The following is a 17,251-nucleotide window of genomic DNA, read 5'->3' as shown; positions in this document are numbered from 1 at the left end:
GCGCAGCTGTTCCTTATTCTGTGTGCAATTAAAAATGGCTGTAGCTCAAACCCAGGCGATAGGTTGGACCGTATTGCTCGTACTGAGCGTTGTAGCGCTCATTGCGCTGATAGGTGTAATACGGTTCATCGGTTACATTGGCGATGTCGAAGGTTAGCTTTAGCTGCTCAGTGAGGTTGTAAGACGAGCTGAAATCGATCTGCGTTTGTGCATCCTGGTACACATCGCCATCTTTTGAGGCTAAATCCTCCACCTCGAGCAAATATTGCGATTTATAATTGCTGGCCAGGCGCAGCATCAGGCCGTGTTTTTCGTAGCCAATAATGATGTTACCGGTCACGTCGGATTGATTGGGCAAATCAATGCTGCGTCGACTGGCGTTGCCGCCATCAAAAGTGACGATGTCGGCCTCTGAATCGCTCACGGTCAGGTTGGCGGCGATCAATACGCCATCCAGCGGTGCGGGTAGCTGGTTCATTTTTTGCGAATAGGCCAGCTCTAAGCCGGTAATCGAAGCGTCATCGCCGTTGCGGTAGGTAGCGACTTCGTCATAGTCCTGCCAGCGCTCGGAAGAGCCGGCCAGGTCAGTGGCAAAAATAAAGTCACGAATGTCTTTGTAAAACAGTGCTGCCGAGACAACACCGGCGGTGCCCATATAGTGCTCCACACTCAGGTCCAGATTGTTGGCCTGCATGGCGTTTAACTGTGTATTTCCCAGCTCTGCCTCTTCGCCATCGTCGACAAAGCTGGGTGACATTTGTTCAAAGGTGGGGCGCACCACGGCCTGTGTCCAGGATGCCCGTATTTGCGTGCCATCGAGCAGTTCGTAACGGGCGTGCAATGACGGCAAGGTATGGCCGTAGTGGTGATCGTCGTCAATAGCGGTGAAATTGCCATCACCATCCACACCCGTGCCGTCAAAATCCTGTTGGGTCGATTCGTGGCGTACACCGGCCAGCAGCATCCAGGCATCCATTTCGATACGGCCCATGACGTAGGCGGCATAAATGTTTTCGTGAATGTCGTAGCTGGCGGCGCGTGACGCTTCGGCGTCAAAGAAGTCATTTTTATTCAGGCCCGTTAACAAACCTCGCACTGCACCCGAACTGATACCAGGCCCAAAGCGCCCCAGCTCATAATCCGGGCTGGCGCTGAGGTATTGATCCAGAGTGAGCTGCGCGTCACTGATGCCATGGTCGGACCAGTCTTCGAACTTAAACTCATCAATGCGTTGGGTTTTCTCGCGCTGACTGGATTTGGCACCGAATTTCAGTAGCGCGGGATAACGTCCAATAAACAGATCACGGCTGATGTCCAAGCGGCCGCTGATGTGCGTATCTTCGGTTAGGGCCTGGGAATATTCGACGTCGTCGAGCTCATAGGCGCTGCTATTCACATAATCATCGCTGCTGATCAAGCGGGGTTTACGGCTGTTGGTGAAACCCATGCCGCCAACGTTTTCTTGTTTAAAGACTGCACCGTCGAGGGAGCTGGGTTCGTCCTCTTTGGCTTGGCTGTAGCCAACGGCATACTCCACCGTCCAGGCGCCTAAAAAGTGCTCGCCGCCTAGGGTGCTGGCCAGTATTTCCTGAGTTTCTTCGCGATCTTTTAATTCACGTTTGACTTCCGCCAAGCCGGTTTCGCCGGCCGCGCGTGCTTTACCGTCGAACTCAAATTCGCCAGGCTCATCGCTGGCGCTCAGTTCACCAAACTCAATAACATTGGCCAACCGCTGCTCGTCGTCACGGAAGGAGCTGTACAACGAACGCCAGAAAAAGCGATGGTTGGTGCTGAGCTGGTAGTCCATATTTAATGCAGCGCCAAGGCGCTCTCGCTCAATGCGGTAGTCGCGCTGCTCTAATTCCTCTAAAGCCGCGTCTTGCTCGGACAAATCCCATGCGGCGCCGGTCTCGACGTTGTCAGAGCCAAATTTATGCTGGTCGTAAGAGAAGGCGGCGGCGATGCCCAGACGCTGTTGGCGCGCCAGCTCAAAGGTGTTGCCTGCGGTGAGTGCATAAGCCGGGCTGGTTTGCTCGGTGAGTTGGTCGTAACTGGCTTCAGCGCGCACAGTGTAAAACAGGCCATCACGATCCAGTGCTGAAATGCTTTCCACCTCGATGCTGCCGCCAATGGCGTTGGCATCCATATCTGGAGTGAGGGCTTTGGTCACCACCAGCGAGCTGATTAAATCGGCCGGTAATACATCTAAAGCGACAGCGCGGCGCCCAGCTTCGGGGGCAGGCAGTTGTGTGCCATTAACGCTGACGGAATTTAAATCCGGGCTAATGCCACGAACACGGACAAAGCGGCCTTCGCCTTGGTCTCGTTCAATGGAAATACCGGGCACACGTTGCAGTGCCTCGGCGGCGTTGTTGTCGGGCAGTTGACCAATGGCGTCGGCATTAACGGCATTAATCAGATTGTCGGCGTAGCGCTGGCGGTCCAGCGCGCGTTGCATTTGTGCCGCCTGACCGATGACCAATACTTCCTCCAATAGGGCGTCGGCGGATAACACGATGTGCTCTCGAGTAATTTGGTCGTCGTTGATCACAATGCTGCGACGATCGAGTTGTTGTTGCCCCAGGTGCACACTCAGAGTGTATTCACCGGCTTTTAAGCTGGGTAAACGAAAACGGCCACCTTGTCCGGCCAGAGTTTCGCGTTGCAGTTCTTCAATCCGCACCACGGCACCGGTGAGCTGGCCGTCACCTGCGGCATTAATCACGCGCCCTTCGAGAATGCCATCGGCGTTGGCGCCGTGCGCGCTGAGCAGCACCAGCATGGCTGCAACCGGCTTGCTACTGAAACCATAAGAGATTGGCTTAGGCTGTTGTCGCCCCGGCGGTCGTCGGTGAGTCGGTACGGGTGTCGGCGTGCGCATCATGTCGTTGTATCCTGTTGATCGTTGTTTTGGTATGGCGGCGACGCTAGGTAACTAATATGTCAGTTCTGTGACGGACGCCAGTCGCGCTTAGCCTGTGTGACGGGATTGCCTTTTTATTGAACAGTTTTGATCCGCAATAACCCAGTGAAATGGATAACAGCTGAGTGCTACCGCAGTTGACACCACGGCGCGACAGCAACACTGGACGATATTGAGCGAATTTTAGCGTTGGTTACTAATAATGGCTGAGCTGCAATGACCCCCAGGTTTGTCACACGACTGTCATCTTGCCTTGGTATCCAGTGGGCCGACTTCATCAGGCTGGAGCCGTCATGCTCGATACACTCGCCCATCATCGGCGCAAACTGGCGCTGATTTTTACCCTGTTGTGGGGCGCTTTGATGGCCAATTTATGGCTGGGAGAGGCGAAGCCCTGGCACGACATTGATTGGCTCGATGTGGTGGGGGAGGGCGGCAGTGCCATCGCTTTGGCGGTGTGGATGTTGCTCATTCTCGGCAGTCGCCCGCTGGGGCGGGTGACCGATTTGCTCACCTTGGGGCTGGGATTTATGTTCCTGGCCATGTGGCAAGATGCGGTGGACGAGTTTTTGTATCTGCCGGCCGAGGCGTTCTGGAACCCGTTGCTGGAGTCGGTGGCGATGCCATTTGGCATTGGGTTACTGACTTATGGCTTGTTTCATTGGCATCGCGAGCAGTTGGCAATCAATCGACAATTACGCGGGCGCGAACAGGTATTTCGTGAACATCGCTGGTTGGACCCGCTCACCCACATCGGCCGGGCGGATTATTTAAAGCAGCAAATCATCACATTATCAGAGCAGCAACCTTTGGTGTTGATGATGCTCGATTTAAACGGCTTTGCGCCGTTTAATCGTCGCTTCGGTCATCGCTGCGGCGACCGACTGTTGCGAGAAGTTACCGAAGTATTGCTGTTAAACCTGCGCCACACAGATTTATTGTGCCGTTACGCGGGCGATCGTTTTGCCATTTTGCTGCCCTTTACCGAACAGCTGGAAGCACGGCGTATCGGTGAAGAACTGCGCCAAGCCATTGCCCACTTTGCCTTTAAAACAGACGACGGTCACAGCCATTTCCAAAGCCTGCGTATCGGCATGGTGTATTGCCATCACGAACGCTCGGCCGAGCAGCTGATTACGGCGGCCAATCAAGCGCTGCAGTTGGATCAGCCGCGGGCTAAGGTCGCCTAAGATGTGGCCATTAGCTTGGTCCAGTGCACCAGACCAGCGATGGCAACCGTTGGCGCCGCAGCGTGCCCGAGGTTGGAGCGAGCAGGACGAGCCATTATTTGCGGCGCATTTTCAGCCGGCGTTATTGATGGATATTCTCAACGCGCGTGGCATCAGCAGCCATCAATATTTGCGTGGCAGCGGCGTGTTTTATGACGACGTGCTCGCCGGTGAGCAGCGCATGTCGGTGCAGCAATGGTTGCAATTATTGACTTCGGCGCGAGCTTTATACGATGGCGATGACCTCAGCTTTCGCTGGGGCCACGCACTGTGGCCCGGTCACTATGGCGAATTTAGTCAGCTGTTGCAGGGCTGCGAATCGCTGGCTCATGTGATTCAGGTGATGGCCGATTATCGTGCCGTATTGGCGCCATTAATGTCGCCGCTACTCTGGTCTGATCAGCGCTATTGCATGATCAGCTGGCAGGACAACTATGGTTTGGGCGAGCAAGCTGCGTTTGTCGCCGAAGCCTACATGACCGGTTTGGTGGGGTATTGCCGCTGGCGCAGCGACAGCCATTGGCCCTGGCGTATTGGTTTTGCGCATCCATCACCCAGCTATCGGGAGCAATACGACGTTAATTTGGGTGACGCAATTTTTTTCGATGTCGGCGCCAATGTGTTGTTAATCGAGCGCGACTTTTTACACCAGCGCTGGCCTTCATCGCTGTCTCCCACGGCGTTAAACGTGGCGCAGCGCCACTGTTTGCAGCAATCACAGCCAGCTTTAGGTTTCGTTGCACAAGCGATGTTGGCGTTGCGCCAACGCAAAGCCACGTCTTTGGAGCAACTGGCTGAGTTGTTTGGATTGAGTCCCGCTACCTGCAAGCGCAAACTGAAAAAGCATCACAGCAGTTTTCAGCAGCTGCAAGATCGGGTGCGGCTAGAGCAGTGCCAGTATCGGTTTCACGTGTGCGGATGGACCAATGAACAGGTAGCAGCACACTTGGGCTTCAGTGATGTGACGAACTTTCGCCGTGCCTACAAGCGCTGGTGCGGCATGACACCCAGCGCCAGTAAACGACGGTTATTGGGATTTATTTAACCCCTGCATTTCTAGCGATACTGTTGGAACAATGAATAGACTTAGGCGTATGCGTAGGGCCCACCTTTTTGCAGCGCGGTTTTATAGCTGTCCAGTTGGTGTACTTGGTGAACAAAACGTTGGATATTAGGATAGTTCTCCGCTTTCACGCCGCGGTTGAGCGCCGCTTCCAGTGGGAAAATCATTTGAATATCCGCACCGCTGAGCTGCTCGCCGACAAACCAATGATGTGTGGCCAGGTGCTGTTCGATGTGCTGCATATGCGTATCGACATTGGGATGAATAAAACCGGCGCGCACTTTGCCGACAATGCCTTTGGCTATGGGTTTGACAAAAAATGGCATTGGCGCTGTTTCGATGCGAGTGAAAATCAGCGACATCACCATCAAGGGCATCAGGCTGCCTTCGGCGTAGTGCATCCAGTATAAATACTGCCAATAATCGTCACTGTTTTCTTCTGGCATAAAACGCTCGCGGCCGTAGCGACGAATCAGGTATTCGACAATTAAACCGGATTCCGCAATGGTTTGCTCGCCGTCGGTAATTACCGGTGATTTACCGAGAGGGTGGACTTGTTTCAGGCTCTCTGGCGCTAAATAGGTGTCTTTATTGCGCTGGTAGCGTTTGATTTCGTATTCCACGCCCAGCTCTTCTAGCAACCAGAGAATGCGTTGTGAGCGTGAGTGTTCAAGGTGGTGCAAGACGATCATAGCGGTTCCTTTTTGTGTCCACTTAAATGGAAAAGACAAACGATTTGCACCACCGCGGCCAACGTGCCGAGTGGAACAAACAGCAGCTGCAACAGCAGCCATAACAAAATGACCGGGTGCCAATAGTGTCCGCGGTTAAACAGCGATAACTGCCAAATCGGCCAAGCAATGGTGAGCAATAAAATGAGGGGAGAGTAAGCTAGAACCCAGCCCAGGACTTTTAGATCATCGTGGTTGCTGTAGTACTCCATGATGCCCAGCATCACCAACAGCAATAACGCAACGATGGTGACGGCACCGGACTGGAAGACCAGCAAAAAACGCCACAAGGTGGCATAGCGAGCACTGTCCATGAAAATTCCGCTTGGCTCTGATCAGACGGCAGTATGCACCAGTGCCCGGTGCGCGAGAAGAGGCCTTGCCGTATGAAGTGCCGCTTTGCCTTATGGCAAAGCGACTTGCCTGTGTGGGCCAGCGGCTGCTCGCTTCTGGTTATTTGCCGCTAGCAATCGCTCACCCACAACGGGTACTTAACGCGAAGCTACAACCGCTCGGCGGGCGCTAGGTCGAACCACAAAGCTTGTACACCAGATGCTGTCGCCTTGAGCGCTATGCGCTCGGCATTGAGTGTGCCGGCGCCGTCGCCAGAGGTCAGTGTGTTTTGCCCATGCTCACTCGTCACCTCAACGTCACCCTCGATCACATGCAAGTATCCGCTACGCTTAGGGAAGTGCAGGGTGGTCGCCTCGCCTGCAGCTAGCTGCAAGCGATACAGGCTGGCATCGGCGTTAATGCTGAGCGAACCCTGCTCACCGTTGGGCGTTACCAATGGCGTTAATACGCCGTCTTGGGCAATGGTTTTCTGCTCATAGCGCGGCGTTATGCCTTGCTCTTCGGGCAGTATCCATATTTGCAAAAATTTCAGTGCTTGGTCGCTGTGGTGGTTGTACTCACTGTGCATGATGCCGCTGCCGGCGCTCATGATTTGCACGTCACCGGCAGGGATCAAGAAATGATTACCCATGCTGTCTTTGTGCTCGATGGTGCCCTCGAGAATGTAAGAAATAATCTCCATATCGCGATGACCATGGGGGTCAAAGCCAGCGCCGCCAGCCACCTGATCGTCATTAATGACGCGCAGGTTGGAGATGCCCATATGGCTGGGGTCATAGTATTGGCCAAAAGAGAAGCTGTGATGGCTGCTCAGCCAGCCGAAGTTGGCGTGACCGCGTTGTTGGTGGGGACGGATGTAGTGCATCAGATGTCTCCTTCAGTGTGATGGAAACACTATACAAACGAACTCAGCGAACAAATATTGCGAATATCGGCTCAAACCATTCGATATTGTCGATAGATTGCGGGTCGCTGGGAATGCAGTTTGCAGCTCAACAGCGCCGGTAAATCAGCACTTAGCTGATTTTACCGGTCACACGAACCCGTTTGCTGCCAGCCTCGACCGGTGCTTTTTGCGCCTCTGCTTTGGCTTTGATGCGCTCGTCGAGGATGTTTTTCAACGCGATGATCAAACCCATGGCGACGAAGGCGCCAGGCGGCAAAATGGCGAATAGGAAATCCGGGTAGTCTTTGACCAGCTCAATTTTCCACTCGGCCGCCGCTGGGCCAAACAGCAGCTGCATGTCGGAGAAGATCACGCCTTGCCCCAATATTTCGCGCATGGCGCCCAATAGCACCAGCACCAGCGCAAAACCGAGGGCCATCATAAAGCCGTCCACGGCGGCTGGCAGTATCGGGTTTTTGCAAGCGAAAGCATCGGCGCGGCCCAAGATCGCGCAATTGGTCACGATCAGCGGGATAAAGATACCCAGCACCTGATAGAGCTCGTAGGTAAAGGCCTGCATTACTAGCTCGGTCACGGTCACAAACGAGGCAATGATCATCACAAACGCCGGCAGGCGCACCGCATCTGAGACATGATTTCGAATCAAGGAGACCGACACATTCGATCCCACCAAGACCATCATGGTCGCTAGGCCCAAACCTAAGGCGTTGACCACAGTGCCGGTGACCGCCAACAAAGGACACAGACCCAACAGTTGAACCAGGGCCGGGTTGTTAAACCACAGGCCGTCCAAACTGATCTGCTGCAAGGATTTACTCGCCATATCACGACTCTCCGCTAGACAGTTGCGCGGCCGCTGCCGGGCCTGGGTTTAACAAGCTGGCCTGATGTTGCTGAAAGAACTGCAATGCCTGATGCACGGCTGCCACCACCGCACGCGGAGTAATGGTCGCACCGGTGAACTGATCGAAATCGCCGCCGTCTTTTTTCACGGCCCAAGTCAGCGTGTCGAACAACGACGTGCCATCAAAGCTGAATATCCAGTCTGACTTGCGATGATCAATCTTGTCGCCCAGCCCCGGTGTCTCTTTATGCTCGACCACACGCACACCGGCAATGCGGCCATCGGCGTGAATGCCAACCAATAGTCGGATGGCGGTGGTGTAACCGTCGGGCGCCACCACCGGCAAAATCACCGTGCTGACCTGTCCGTCGTTGCGTGCCAGGTGCGCCACCTGATCCTCGCTGCGAAGGCCCAATAGGTTGAGGTTGAAGCGCTGATCCAAGGCGATGACATCGGTCAGCAAGTCGTTGTCATAGTCGCTCTGCGGCACAATGTCGTTAAGCGCCTTGGCTTCAGCCTCCAACACATTGCGTGCGATGCGCTCTTTGGTCAGCACTTGGGTCACGGCGATGGCGCCGGCGGTGACCATGGCAAACAGCGCCAGGCCAACGGCATTGCGACGAATGGAGGACAACAGCTCCTGCATGTTATTTCTCACTCTTGGCAATCAGGCCACGACGCGCGGCTTTGTGGCCGTAGGTGCGTGGCTGGGTGTAAGCATCGATAAACGGAGCGGCAAAGTTCATCAGCAGCACTGCAAAGGCCACGGCGTCTGGGTAAGCGCCATAACTGCGAATGACGTACAGCAACACACCAATGCCCGCACCGTAAATCAGCTTGCCTTTTGGCGTGGTGGCGGCCGATACCGGGTCGGTGGCGATGAAAAAAGCCCCCAACATGGTCGCGCCGCTGAGCAGATGCAGCGACAGTGGCGCGTACATGTCCTCGTCCCAGCCGAAGAACAGCGAACACAGCGACAACCCGGCCAGCATGGCCAAAGGAATGTGCCAGCTGATGATCTTACGCCATACCAACACCAAACCGCCGAGCAAGTAGGCCAGGTTGACCCATTCCCAGCCGCCATTTAGCCAGCCATTGAAAATAGGCTGCTTGAGCACTTCCGATGATGTCTGGTTGTCGATCATGTGCTTGTAAGCATCCAGCGGTGTCGCACCGGAGAAGGCATCGGCGCTGGCGCCGGTGAAGATCACCGATAGCGAATCCAGTAGTCCAGGCGTTGCGTGGCCGTCGACTTGTATCGGCACCGCCCAAGTGGTGGTCATTTGCACGGGAAAAGACACCAATACCAAGGCGTATCCCACCATGGCTGGGTTAAACGGATTGTTACCCACACCACCATAGAGTTGCTTGGAGAATACGATGGCAAAGCTGGCGGCCAACACCGTGATCCACCAAGGCGCCAGAGGCGGAATGGCCAGCCCTAATAGCACGCCGGTCAGAGCTGCGGTGTTGTCACGTAAAAAGAAACTCAGCGGTCGTTGGCGCAATTTCAACACGGCGGCTTCGCTGACCAATGCGGCGACAACGGCCAGCACGACGTTAATCAAGGTGCCATAGCCAAACAACGCCGTGGTCACGGCCAGCCCGGGAAGGGTGGCCAGAATGACCGTCAACATCACCTTGGAGGTGCTGTTGGAGCCGTGAGTATGGGGAGATGACAAAGTCAGCACGGCATCAGGCTCCTGGGGTCTGTTCGGTGGACTGCTGAGTGGCTTGCTGCAATTGTTGTTGCAGCTGCTCCAGCTTCTGTTGCTGTTTGTCGACGCCTTTGCTCAGCGCAGGCACGGTGTCGAGATTGTCGGCCTCGGCCATCTGCAGCCGTTCTTGGGCTTTGCTGAGGCGGTCTTGCTGAGCAAGGATTTTCTTTTGCAGTGCCTCGACATCGATCGCCACACTGGCTGTGTGGTTGCTGGCATCGGCTTGGGCTTCTGCTGGAGCGCTGCTGGCCGCCTGCAGTGCTTGTTCATAGGCGCTGTGTGCCTCGTTCACCCGCTGCTGTTGCTTGTCGACACCGGCTTGTAGGGCGGCCACAGTGTCGAGCCCTTGCTGTTGTGCTTCTTGCAAGCGTTGCTGCGCGGTTTGCAAACGCGTTTGCGCGGTTTCCCATTTGCGTTTTAAGCGCTCCGGGCTGTTGGGGTCGCCTTTGTCGCTGTTATCAGGTTGCGCCTTGGCGGCTTTTTTCGCGGCTGCGATGTCCTTCGCCAGCTGTTTGAGCTTGTCTTGCGTTTTCTCTAATGCAGCTTCTAAGGCTGGAATTTTGTCGGCTTGAGACTCATCCGCGCGCGCTGCCGCGAGTTTGTCTTGGGTCTTGCTGATGGCGGTTTGCGTTGCCGTCAGTTTTTTATTGAGCTTTTCCAGTGCTTCGGCGCTGCCTTCCGCTTGGCTTGCTATTGTGGCGGCTGATGCGGTGGTTGGTGTTGACGGCGCTTGCTGCGCGGCGGACTGCTTGGCTTTTGCCGCTGCTTCGGCACGCGCTTTGCGCTTAGCATCTTTCTCCGCTTGCTCGCGCTCTTGGCGCGCTAATCGGTTTTCAAAACGCTCTTTGGCCCGCTCAGATTTGGCCTGGGCCGCGCGCTCTTCGCGGATGGCGCCCTTGGCAAAGCGGTAATATTGCACCAGTGGAATGTGGCTAGGGCAGACATAGGAGCAGGCGCCACATTCGATGCAGTCAAACAGGTTGTGCTGCTCGGCTTTATCAAACTCTTGTGCCTTGCTGAACCAATACAGCTGCTGCGGCAGCAGTTCTGCTGGGCAGGCGTCGGCGCACATGCCGCAGCGAATGCAGGCCATCGCCAGATCGTTGCTGGGCAGCTCGCTGGCGGTCGGGGTCAGCAAACAGTTGCTGGTTTTGACGATCGGTAACTGCGCGTGCGGCAGCGCAAAGCCCATCATCGGGCCGCCCATAATCACGCGTTCTTGCGTTTGTGGCTGATAGCCGCTCAATGTCAGCAAGTGGCTGACCGGTGTGCCGATTAAGGTGTCCCAATTTCCGGGCTCGCGACACGCTTCACCGGTGACGGTGGTAATGCGGCTAATGAGGGGCTCAGCGTGGTAGACGGCGCGATGGATGGCGCTGGCGGTACCGACGTTTTGGCACACCACACCGATGTGCGCAGGAATGCCACCGGACGGAACCTCTTCGCCCGTCAAAATCTGAATCAGCTGCTTCTCACCACCGGAAGGGTACTTGGTGGGAATGACCACCAAATCGATTTGGTGCTGCAGATTGCGCTCGCTCAGTGCTTGTTGCAGTGCCGCTATGGCCTCGGGTTTGTTGTCTTCCACGCCGATCAGGCAGCGTTCGCTGCTGACGATGTGCTGCAGAATCTCGGCGCCACTGATCACTTCTGCGGCGCGCTCGCGCATCAGCATGTCATCGGCGGTGATGTAAGGCTCGCACTCAGCGCCGTTTAAAATCAGTGTATGGATAGGAAAGCGCCGCGTTTGCAGCTTGGCGGCCGTCGGAAAACCGGCGCCGCCCATGCCTGCGATGCCCATGTCGCGGATAAAATCGACCAGCTGCGGCGGTTCGATATCCTGCACCGCGTCTACGCCCAGCTGCTCGAGCAAGCTACTGCGCGGCTGCCATTGTTCCTCGCCATCGGGCTCTATAACAATGCACAGCTCCTCCAAACCGGATGCGTGCGGCACTGGACGAGGTTCGATGGCAACGACGTGGCCTGATGTCGGCGCATGCACAGGTACGCTGATGGTGCCGTCGGCTTGGGCTATTCGCTGGCCCTTTAATACTCGCTCGCCGGGGGCTACCTCTGCCAGCGCGGCGGCGCCAATGTGCTGGTGCAGGGGCAGAATCAACTGTGCTGGCAAGCTGGCCGCGCGAATAGGCCGCTGTGTCGACTGATGCTTGTTCTCCGGCGGGTGAATGCCGCCATTAAAATCGTGCAGACGTATTAAATGTGTCATGCGGAGCCTCCGACAGAGCTGCGGTCGGTGGCGATTAACTCAACGCCGCTGGTGGGCGCTTGCCAGTACCAGCTGCTGGTGTCTTGGGCAATCGGAATCATATCAATGCAATCGACCGGGCAAGGCTCAACACACAGGTCGCAGCCCGTGCACTCATCGACAATCACCGTGTGCATTTGCTTGGCGGCGCCCAAAATGGCGTCCACGGGGCAAGCCTGAATGCACTTGGTGCAGCCAATGCACTCGTCTTCGCGAATGTAAGCCACGGTAGGCACGTCTTTTTCCGCGCCGTGCTCGGCGTCCAGTGGCTCGGGTTCCACCCCCAGCAAGTCGGCCAACGACTGAATGGTGCTCTCGCCACCCGGTGGGCATTTGTTGATTTTGTCGCCATTGGCGATGGCTTCGGCATAAGGCTTACACCCTGGGTAGCCACATTGGCCACACTGGGTTTGCGGTAGCATGTCGTTGATCTGGTCAACAATGGGGTTGCCTTCGACTTTGAAACGCACCGCGGCAAAGCCTAACACGGCACCGAATACACTGGCCAAAACGACCAGTACAATGATGGCGATGACGATGGTGGTGATCGTGGACATCAGATGCTCACCAATCCGGTAAAGCCCATAAAGGCCAGCGACATCAGGCCTGCGGTGATCATCGCCACTGCAGAACCTTGAAACGGCTTGGGCACATCCGCCACCGCGATGCGCTCACGCATGGCAGCAAACAACACCATCACCAAAGAAAAGCCCACGGCGGCGCCAAAACCGTACAGGATGGATTCAACAAAGTTGTGCTCGCGTTTGGTGTTTAGCAGGGCGACACCCAATACCGCGCAGTTGGTGGTGATCAGCGGCAGAAATATTCCCAGCACGCGATACAACAGCGGGCTGCTTTTACGAATGGCCATTTCGGTAAAGCCCACCACCACGGCGATTACCATGATGAAGCTGATGGTGCGCAGGTACTCAAGCTGCAGCGGAATCAGCAAATAATTGTGCACTAAGTAGCTGCACACGGATGCTAGGGTCAGTACGAATGTGGTCGCGGCACCCATGCCAATGGCGGTTTCCAGCTTGTTGGATACCCCCATAAATGGACATAAACCAAGAAACTGCACCAGTACGAAATTGTTCACCAAAATGGTGCTGATGAGTATGAGCAAATACTCTGTCATGCCTGAGCTGCTCCAAACACGGCCAATGTTTGGCCAGAAAAATGGCTGCGCATTATCCCAAAGTTTGGTTATGTCAGACAATATAGGCTGCTAAGCTTTTAATGTCTTTTTGGAATAACGCCTGCGAACAAGCAGTCTAACCCCGTCAGTGATGGGGTGACTGCAACGTGATGCAGTGTAGCGATGACGGCTGCCGCCTGAATGATGCGCATCAACGCTCTGAGCATTTAAATTAGGGGCATCGCTCGCCGCCCGTCGTAACAGCAACGCAGTGCGAGCGATGTGGTGCGCAGATTATTGGTCGTTCTGGCGCTGCGCCGCTTTTGCCGCCAGCTTTTCTTGGCGACGCTTTTCAATGACCTGATTCAGGTCGGTGCCTAAGTGATCTTCACCTCGCTCGCGCGCCAGTTGCATTTGCAATTCGCGCTGGCGGAAACGCTCGCGCTGCTCTTCGCTGTATTCGCCAATGCAGTGATGGCAGCTGACGCCAGGCACATAGTGTTCTGACTGTTTGTCTTGCTCTGTGATCGGTCGGCGACAAGCGTGGCATTGATCGTAATCGCCTTTTTCTAGCTGATGATTGACTGTAACGCGATTGTCGAACACAAAACATTCGCCTTGCCACAGGGATTCTTCTGCTGGCACTTCTTCGAGGTATTTTAAAATACCGCCTTCCAAGTGGTAGACCTCATCAAAACCCTGCTCTTTTAAATAGGCGGTGGATTTTTCGCAGCGAATGCCGCCGGTGCAAAACATGGCGACTTTTTTGTGCTGCGCTGGGTCGAGGTTGTCCTGCACGTACTGCGGAAACTCACGGAAGGTCTTGGTGTTTGGATCGATGGCGCCCTTAAAGGTGCCGATGCCCACTTCGTAGTCGTTGCGTGTGTCGACCAGCACCACGTCCGGGTCAGAGATCAGGGCGTTCCAATCGTGCGGTTTGACGTAAGTGCCCACCACGCGTTTCGGGTCGATGCCTTCCACGCCCATGGTGACGATCTCTTTTTTCAGCTTGACCTTGGTGCGATAAAACGGCTGTTCCTTGTCGAAGGACTCTTTGTAATCGATGTCCTTTAAGCGCTCGTCTTGGCGCAAGTGCTCCAGCACCGCGTCGATGCCAGCGCGACTGCCAGCGACGGTGCCGTTAATACCTTCTTGAGCGAGCAGCAAAGTGCCCTTGACCTCGTTGGCGAGCATGACATCCAGCAATGGCTGGCGCAGAGCTGCGAAATTTTCCAAAGTGACGAACTTGTACATGGCGCAAACCACGTAGGGCGCCTGAGGGGTGTTTGACATGTGATATTCCTGTGCTGGCCGGAGCGTAAATCCGGTGCGTTGTTTTAGGCGCAAAAGCGCGGCCGGAATTCTAACAAAACCGTGCCCCTATCACAAAACACACTGTTGCTATGACTCTTATGCCTTGCTTGATGTGCTGGAGAATAATAGTGTCTAGGCCCTTTGGATATTTAACTCACAATATGGAGAGTGATTCTATGCACGCCTATAAAACGCTGCTGGCTGCTGCCATCAGTTCCGCTTTACTTGTCGCTTGTGGTTCGGACTCAAGCTCTGACTCTGATAAGGATGAGGTTGCCTCTCAGGTTGAGGTGTTGACCACCTCAAATCTGGATCGTGCAGTGACCATGCCCGATGCGCAGAATGTCGATGTCGCGGCTGCCACTATTCCTGCAGACTTACCTGAGCTCGCGATTACTGGCAGCGAGCGCGCCATTGTGACGGCTAATTCACGCAATCGAATTGCGCTGTCTGTGCCCGAATATGCTATTCCTGCAGGTAAAAAAGTGGGCGGTTATCTGGTCGAGTTTGGCGACAGTTCACAGTACTTTGTAGCGGCTGGTCAGCACGTGGAGACACAGACGATGGCAGCCCCTACTGTGACGCGGAAGGAAGGGCAGTTTACTAGCCCCAACAAGCAAATGCCTGTCGCTCAGGCGATGCAAATTATCCCTACAGTCGCCGTTGCCGAGACTCAAGTACAAGTTGCAGGCTGGTCGACAACAGAATTCGATCTGCCGTCGAGCATTCCGGATCTGGCCATTCGTATTTATCCATTATTGGTAAACGACACGGTGGTTGAAGTGTCGGGGATTGAAGACATTGATCTCATTAATCCAGATAACTGGCTTGGTTTACAGACGTTGGAACTGCTGGTTGAGGCCGTGGCGACTAGCCCGGTGCAGGTGTCTCTGACTTGGAACAGCGAAGTGGACTTGGACTTGTGGGTGGTTGAGCCGGGTGGTGAGAAAATCTACTTTGCCGATCAAATTTCCGAGGAGTCGTTGGGTTGGCTCGATTACGACAATGTGCGCGGATACGGCCCAGAGAACATTACCTATGCCTTCCAGGTTCCAGCAGGGGACTACAAAATCGTAGTTGATTACTTTAGTGGCTCTGCCCGAACAGACTATGACGTGGTCGTTGCCGTGGGGGGCAATGTCACGACCTACTCTGGTAGTTTTGCAGCTGATGCTGATAGCAGTGATGAACCGACCCAAGATGTTGTGACCATTTCATCCTCCGATATGAACCCGTTGCTGGCAGAGCCTATTGCTTTGAATCAATGGCAGGGTGTTTGGTCGGCAGGGGAAGGTGGCGCCACTGTGTTTGACATCACCGAGGACAGCTTGCGTCTAATTGAAGTAGATACATGTAGTCGCTTCAACGTCCGAACCAATGGTTATTTTCCTACTGGCTTCCGTATTGTTAATGGTCAGTTGCAAGTCAGTAATGCGTTTGTTAACGCTACCATCAATAGCTCATCAGGAACTGGTGTTGACTTCACCTATCAGTACGTGGACTTGGAGCAAAGCAGTATTTCGGAACAATGTAGTTTTTTACAATAACCCTTTACACTAGGAGTTGGTGGAAAAATTTCCCACATGGCTCATACTTCAGGTATGAGCCAACTTATCTCTCACTCGCATGCAGTCAACGCCGTAAAGCGGATCTTAAAGCCATTGGTGCGCTTGCTGCTGCGTTACCAAGTCACATACTCAACGCTATTGCCGCTGTTGAAGCAGGTGTACGTCGAAGTGGCAGAGCAAGATTTTGCTTTGCCGGACAAGGCACAAACCGACAGTCGCATCAGCTTGCTCACGGGCGTGCATCGCAAAGATGTGCGGCGTTTGCGTGTGGACGTGGCCAATAGTGATGGAGATCAGGCGCCGGTGTCGGTCTCGATGGGTGGACAGATGGTCGCCTATTGGCTGAGTGCGCCGGGTTATCAGGCCAAAGGGCAACCAAAGCGCTTGCCTTTGAAAGGAGACGCTGGGCAGCCAAGCTTTGAAGCCCTGGTGCAAGCCGTTGTGCATGGTGATATTCGACCGCGTGCAGTGCTCGATGAATGGTTGGCGTTGGGCATTGTGCAGCAGTACGACGACGGTTTGCTGGGGCTAAAACAGGAGGCTTTTGTACCGCGCTCCGGTGAGCAAGAGCTGCTGTTTTTCTTAGGCCGCAATGTGGCGGATCATTTGCAGGTGGCGGCTTCCAATCTGGATACTGAGTCTCCTCGATTGGAGCGCAGTGTGTATTACGGTGGTTTATCGCCTCAGGCCGTCGAGCAATTGCATGATGCCTATCGCCAGCATGTCAGTGAGGCACTGAAACTGATTAACCAGCAAGCCCTGGAGCTTAAACAGAGCAGCCCGGGCAATTGTCGAATTAACGCGGGTGCGTATTTCGCCGAGGACCAACAACAAGGGAGTAAAACCTCATGAATCATTGGATGCGCTGGCTGTTGTTGCTGGCGCCACTGGTCAGCTATGCCGGAGATGAGATTGAAGGCATCGGTGGTACCGGCCAGCAACCGCACTGGCCACAGGACGCTGATCTTACCGACACCCCGGATTTACCCGAGTTGCCGGAAGTTCCGTCTCTGCCGGAGGCCATGGACATGCCCAACGTGCCAGAGGTGGATGCCGGTTTGAGCGGTGGTGATGAAGTTGAAGCCCCGGACGTTGCCGAACCGCCAGAAGATGATCGCGGCTAGCCAGTGGCTGGGTGCCGACGCGCACCTTGCTCGGCTCACAGCAGTTATATAAGGTTGATTGTTGATCTCAAA

The 17,251-nt window shown here is 55.0% G+C and carries 16 protein-coding genes; 5 read left to right on the top strand and 11 right to left on the bottom strand.

What is annotated here, in order from left to right; translation table 11 throughout:
* Positions 1-28: 28 nt before the first annotated feature.
* A complete protein-coding gene (locus tag CHH28_RS16320; RefSeq protein ID WP_233243640.1) occupies positions 29-2,884 on the bottom strand; it encodes a TonB-dependent receptor in 2,856 nt (951 codons plus the stop codon).
* Between the two features lie 332 nt (positions 2,885-3,216).
* Here CHH28_RS16320 and CHH28_RS16315 point away from each other — a divergent pair, with 332 nt between their 5' ends.
* Together CHH28_RS16315 and CHH28_RS16310 are read left to right on the top strand one after the other, a co-directional pair.
* Positions 3,217-4,113 (top strand): GGDEF domain-containing protein, encoded by an 897-nt coding sequence (locus CHH28_RS16315; RefSeq protein WP_094061317.1) that lies wholly within the window; start codon positions 3,217-3,219, stop codon positions 4,111-4,113.
* A 1-nt stretch (position 4,114) separates the two neighbouring features.
* A complete protein-coding gene (locus CHH28_RS16310; RefSeq protein ID WP_094061316.1) occupies positions 4,115-5,197 on the top strand; it encodes an AraC family transcriptional regulator in 1,083 nt (360 codons plus the stop codon).
* A 41-nt stretch (positions 5,198-5,238) separates the two neighbouring features.
* On the opposite strand, the gene CHH28_RS16305 is transcribed toward CHH28_RS16310, so the two are convergent.
* The 10 genes from CHH28_RS16305 to CHH28_RS16260 all read right to left on the bottom strand — a co-directional run bounded on the left by CHH28_RS16305 (position 5,239) and on the right by CHH28_RS16260 (position 14,466).
* Complete coding sequence (locus CHH28_RS16305) at positions 5,239-5,907, bottom strand: glutathione S-transferase (protein ID WP_094061315.1); 669 nt, start codon at positions 5,905-5,907, stop codon at positions 5,239-5,241.
* The gene (locus CHH28_RS16300; RefSeq protein WP_094061314.1) at positions 5,904-6,260 is read right to left on the bottom strand and encodes a hypothetical protein; all 357 of its coding nucleotides are present in this window, start codon (positions 6,258-6,260) and stop codon (positions 5,904-5,906) included. Before CHH28_RS16300 ends, CHH28_RS16305 begins: the two co-directional genes overlap by 4 nt.
* A 188-nt stretch (positions 6,261-6,448) precedes the next feature.
* The gene (locus CHH28_RS16295) at positions 6,449-7,165 is read right to left on the bottom strand and encodes a pirin family protein (protein ID WP_094061313.1); all 717 of its coding nucleotides are present in this window, start codon (positions 7,163-7,165) and stop codon (positions 6,449-6,451) included.
* Positions 7,166-7,316: 151 nt separating this feature from the next.
* Positions 7,317-8,030, bottom strand: a complete 714-nt coding sequence (locus tag CHH28_RS16290; protein WP_094061312.1) for an electron transport complex subunit E — start codon at positions 8,028-8,030, stop codon at positions 7,317-7,319.
* 1 nt (position 8,031) lies between these two features.
* Positions 8,032-8,697: an electron transport complex subunit RsxG gene (gene rsxG, locus CHH28_RS16285; protein WP_094061311.1), complete on the bottom strand. Its 666-nt coding sequence runs from the start codon at positions 8,695-8,697 to the stop codon at positions 8,032-8,034.
* A 1-nt stretch (position 8,698) separates the two neighbouring features.
* Positions 8,699-9,742 carry an electron transport complex subunit RsxD gene (gene rsxD / locus CHH28_RS16280; RefSeq protein WP_094061310.1) on the bottom strand — a complete coding sequence of 348 codons (1,044 nt, stop codon included), beginning with the start codon at positions 9,740-9,742 and terminating at the stop codon, positions 8,699-8,701.
* 4 nt (positions 9,743-9,746) lie between these two features.
* Positions 9,747-11,996 carry an electron transport complex subunit RsxC gene (gene rsxC, locus CHH28_RS16275; protein ID WP_094061309.1) on the bottom strand — a complete coding sequence of 750 codons (2,250 nt, stop codon included), beginning with the start codon at positions 11,994-11,996 and terminating at the stop codon, positions 9,747-9,749.
* A complete protein-coding gene (gene rsxB / locus CHH28_RS16270; RefSeq protein WP_233243870.1) occupies positions 11,993-12,583 on the bottom strand; it encodes an electron transport complex subunit RsxB in 591 nt (196 codons plus the stop codon). The genes rsxC and rsxB overlap by 4 nt, the downstream gene beginning before the upstream one ends.
* A gap of 8 nt (positions 12,584-12,591) precedes the next feature.
* Positions 12,592-13,173, bottom strand: coding sequence for an electron transport complex subunit RsxA (gene rsxA / locus CHH28_RS16265; protein WP_094062118.1), 582 nt, complete (start codon positions 13,171-13,173; stop codon positions 12,592-12,594).
* Between the two features lie 294 nt (positions 13,174-13,467).
* The gene (locus CHH28_RS16260) at positions 13,468-14,466 is read right to left on the bottom strand and encodes a rhodanese-related sulfurtransferase (RefSeq protein ID WP_094061307.1); all 999 of its coding nucleotides are present in this window, start codon (positions 14,464-14,466) and stop codon (positions 13,468-13,470) included.
* 197 nt (positions 14,467-14,663) lie between these two features.
* Here CHH28_RS16260 and CHH28_RS16255 point away from each other — a divergent pair, with 197 nt between their 5' ends.
* The 3 genes from CHH28_RS16255 to CHH28_RS16245 are packed head-to-tail and all read left to right on the top strand — an operon-like array spanning position 14,664 to position 17,179.
* Positions 14,664-16,034, top strand: coding sequence for a YfaP family protein (locus CHH28_RS16255; protein ID WP_094061306.1), 1,371 nt, complete (start codon positions 14,664-14,666; stop codon positions 16,032-16,034).
* A 36-nt stretch (positions 16,035-16,070) separates the two neighbouring features.
* Positions 16,071-16,907 (top strand): DUF6502 family protein, encoded by an 837-nt coding sequence (locus tag CHH28_RS16250; protein ID WP_157729960.1) that lies wholly within the window; start codon positions 16,071-16,073, stop codon positions 16,905-16,907.
* Positions 16,904-17,179, top strand: a complete 276-nt coding sequence (locus tag CHH28_RS16245) for a hypothetical protein (RefSeq protein ID WP_157729959.1) — start codon at positions 16,904-16,906, stop codon at positions 17,177-17,179. The genes CHH28_RS16250 and CHH28_RS16245 overlap by 4 nt, the downstream gene beginning before the upstream one ends.
* Positions 17,180-17,251: the final 72 nt, after the last annotated feature.

Source organism: Bacterioplanes sanyensis (assembly GCF_002237535.1).
In the GTDB taxonomy this organism is placed as follows: Bacteria; Pseudomonadota; Gammaproteobacteria; order Pseudomonadales; family Oceanobacteraceae; genus Bacterioplanes; species Bacterioplanes sanyensis_A.
Note: the sequence above shows the minus strand (reverse complement) of the source record. Positions and strands in the feature narration are given on the sequence as shown.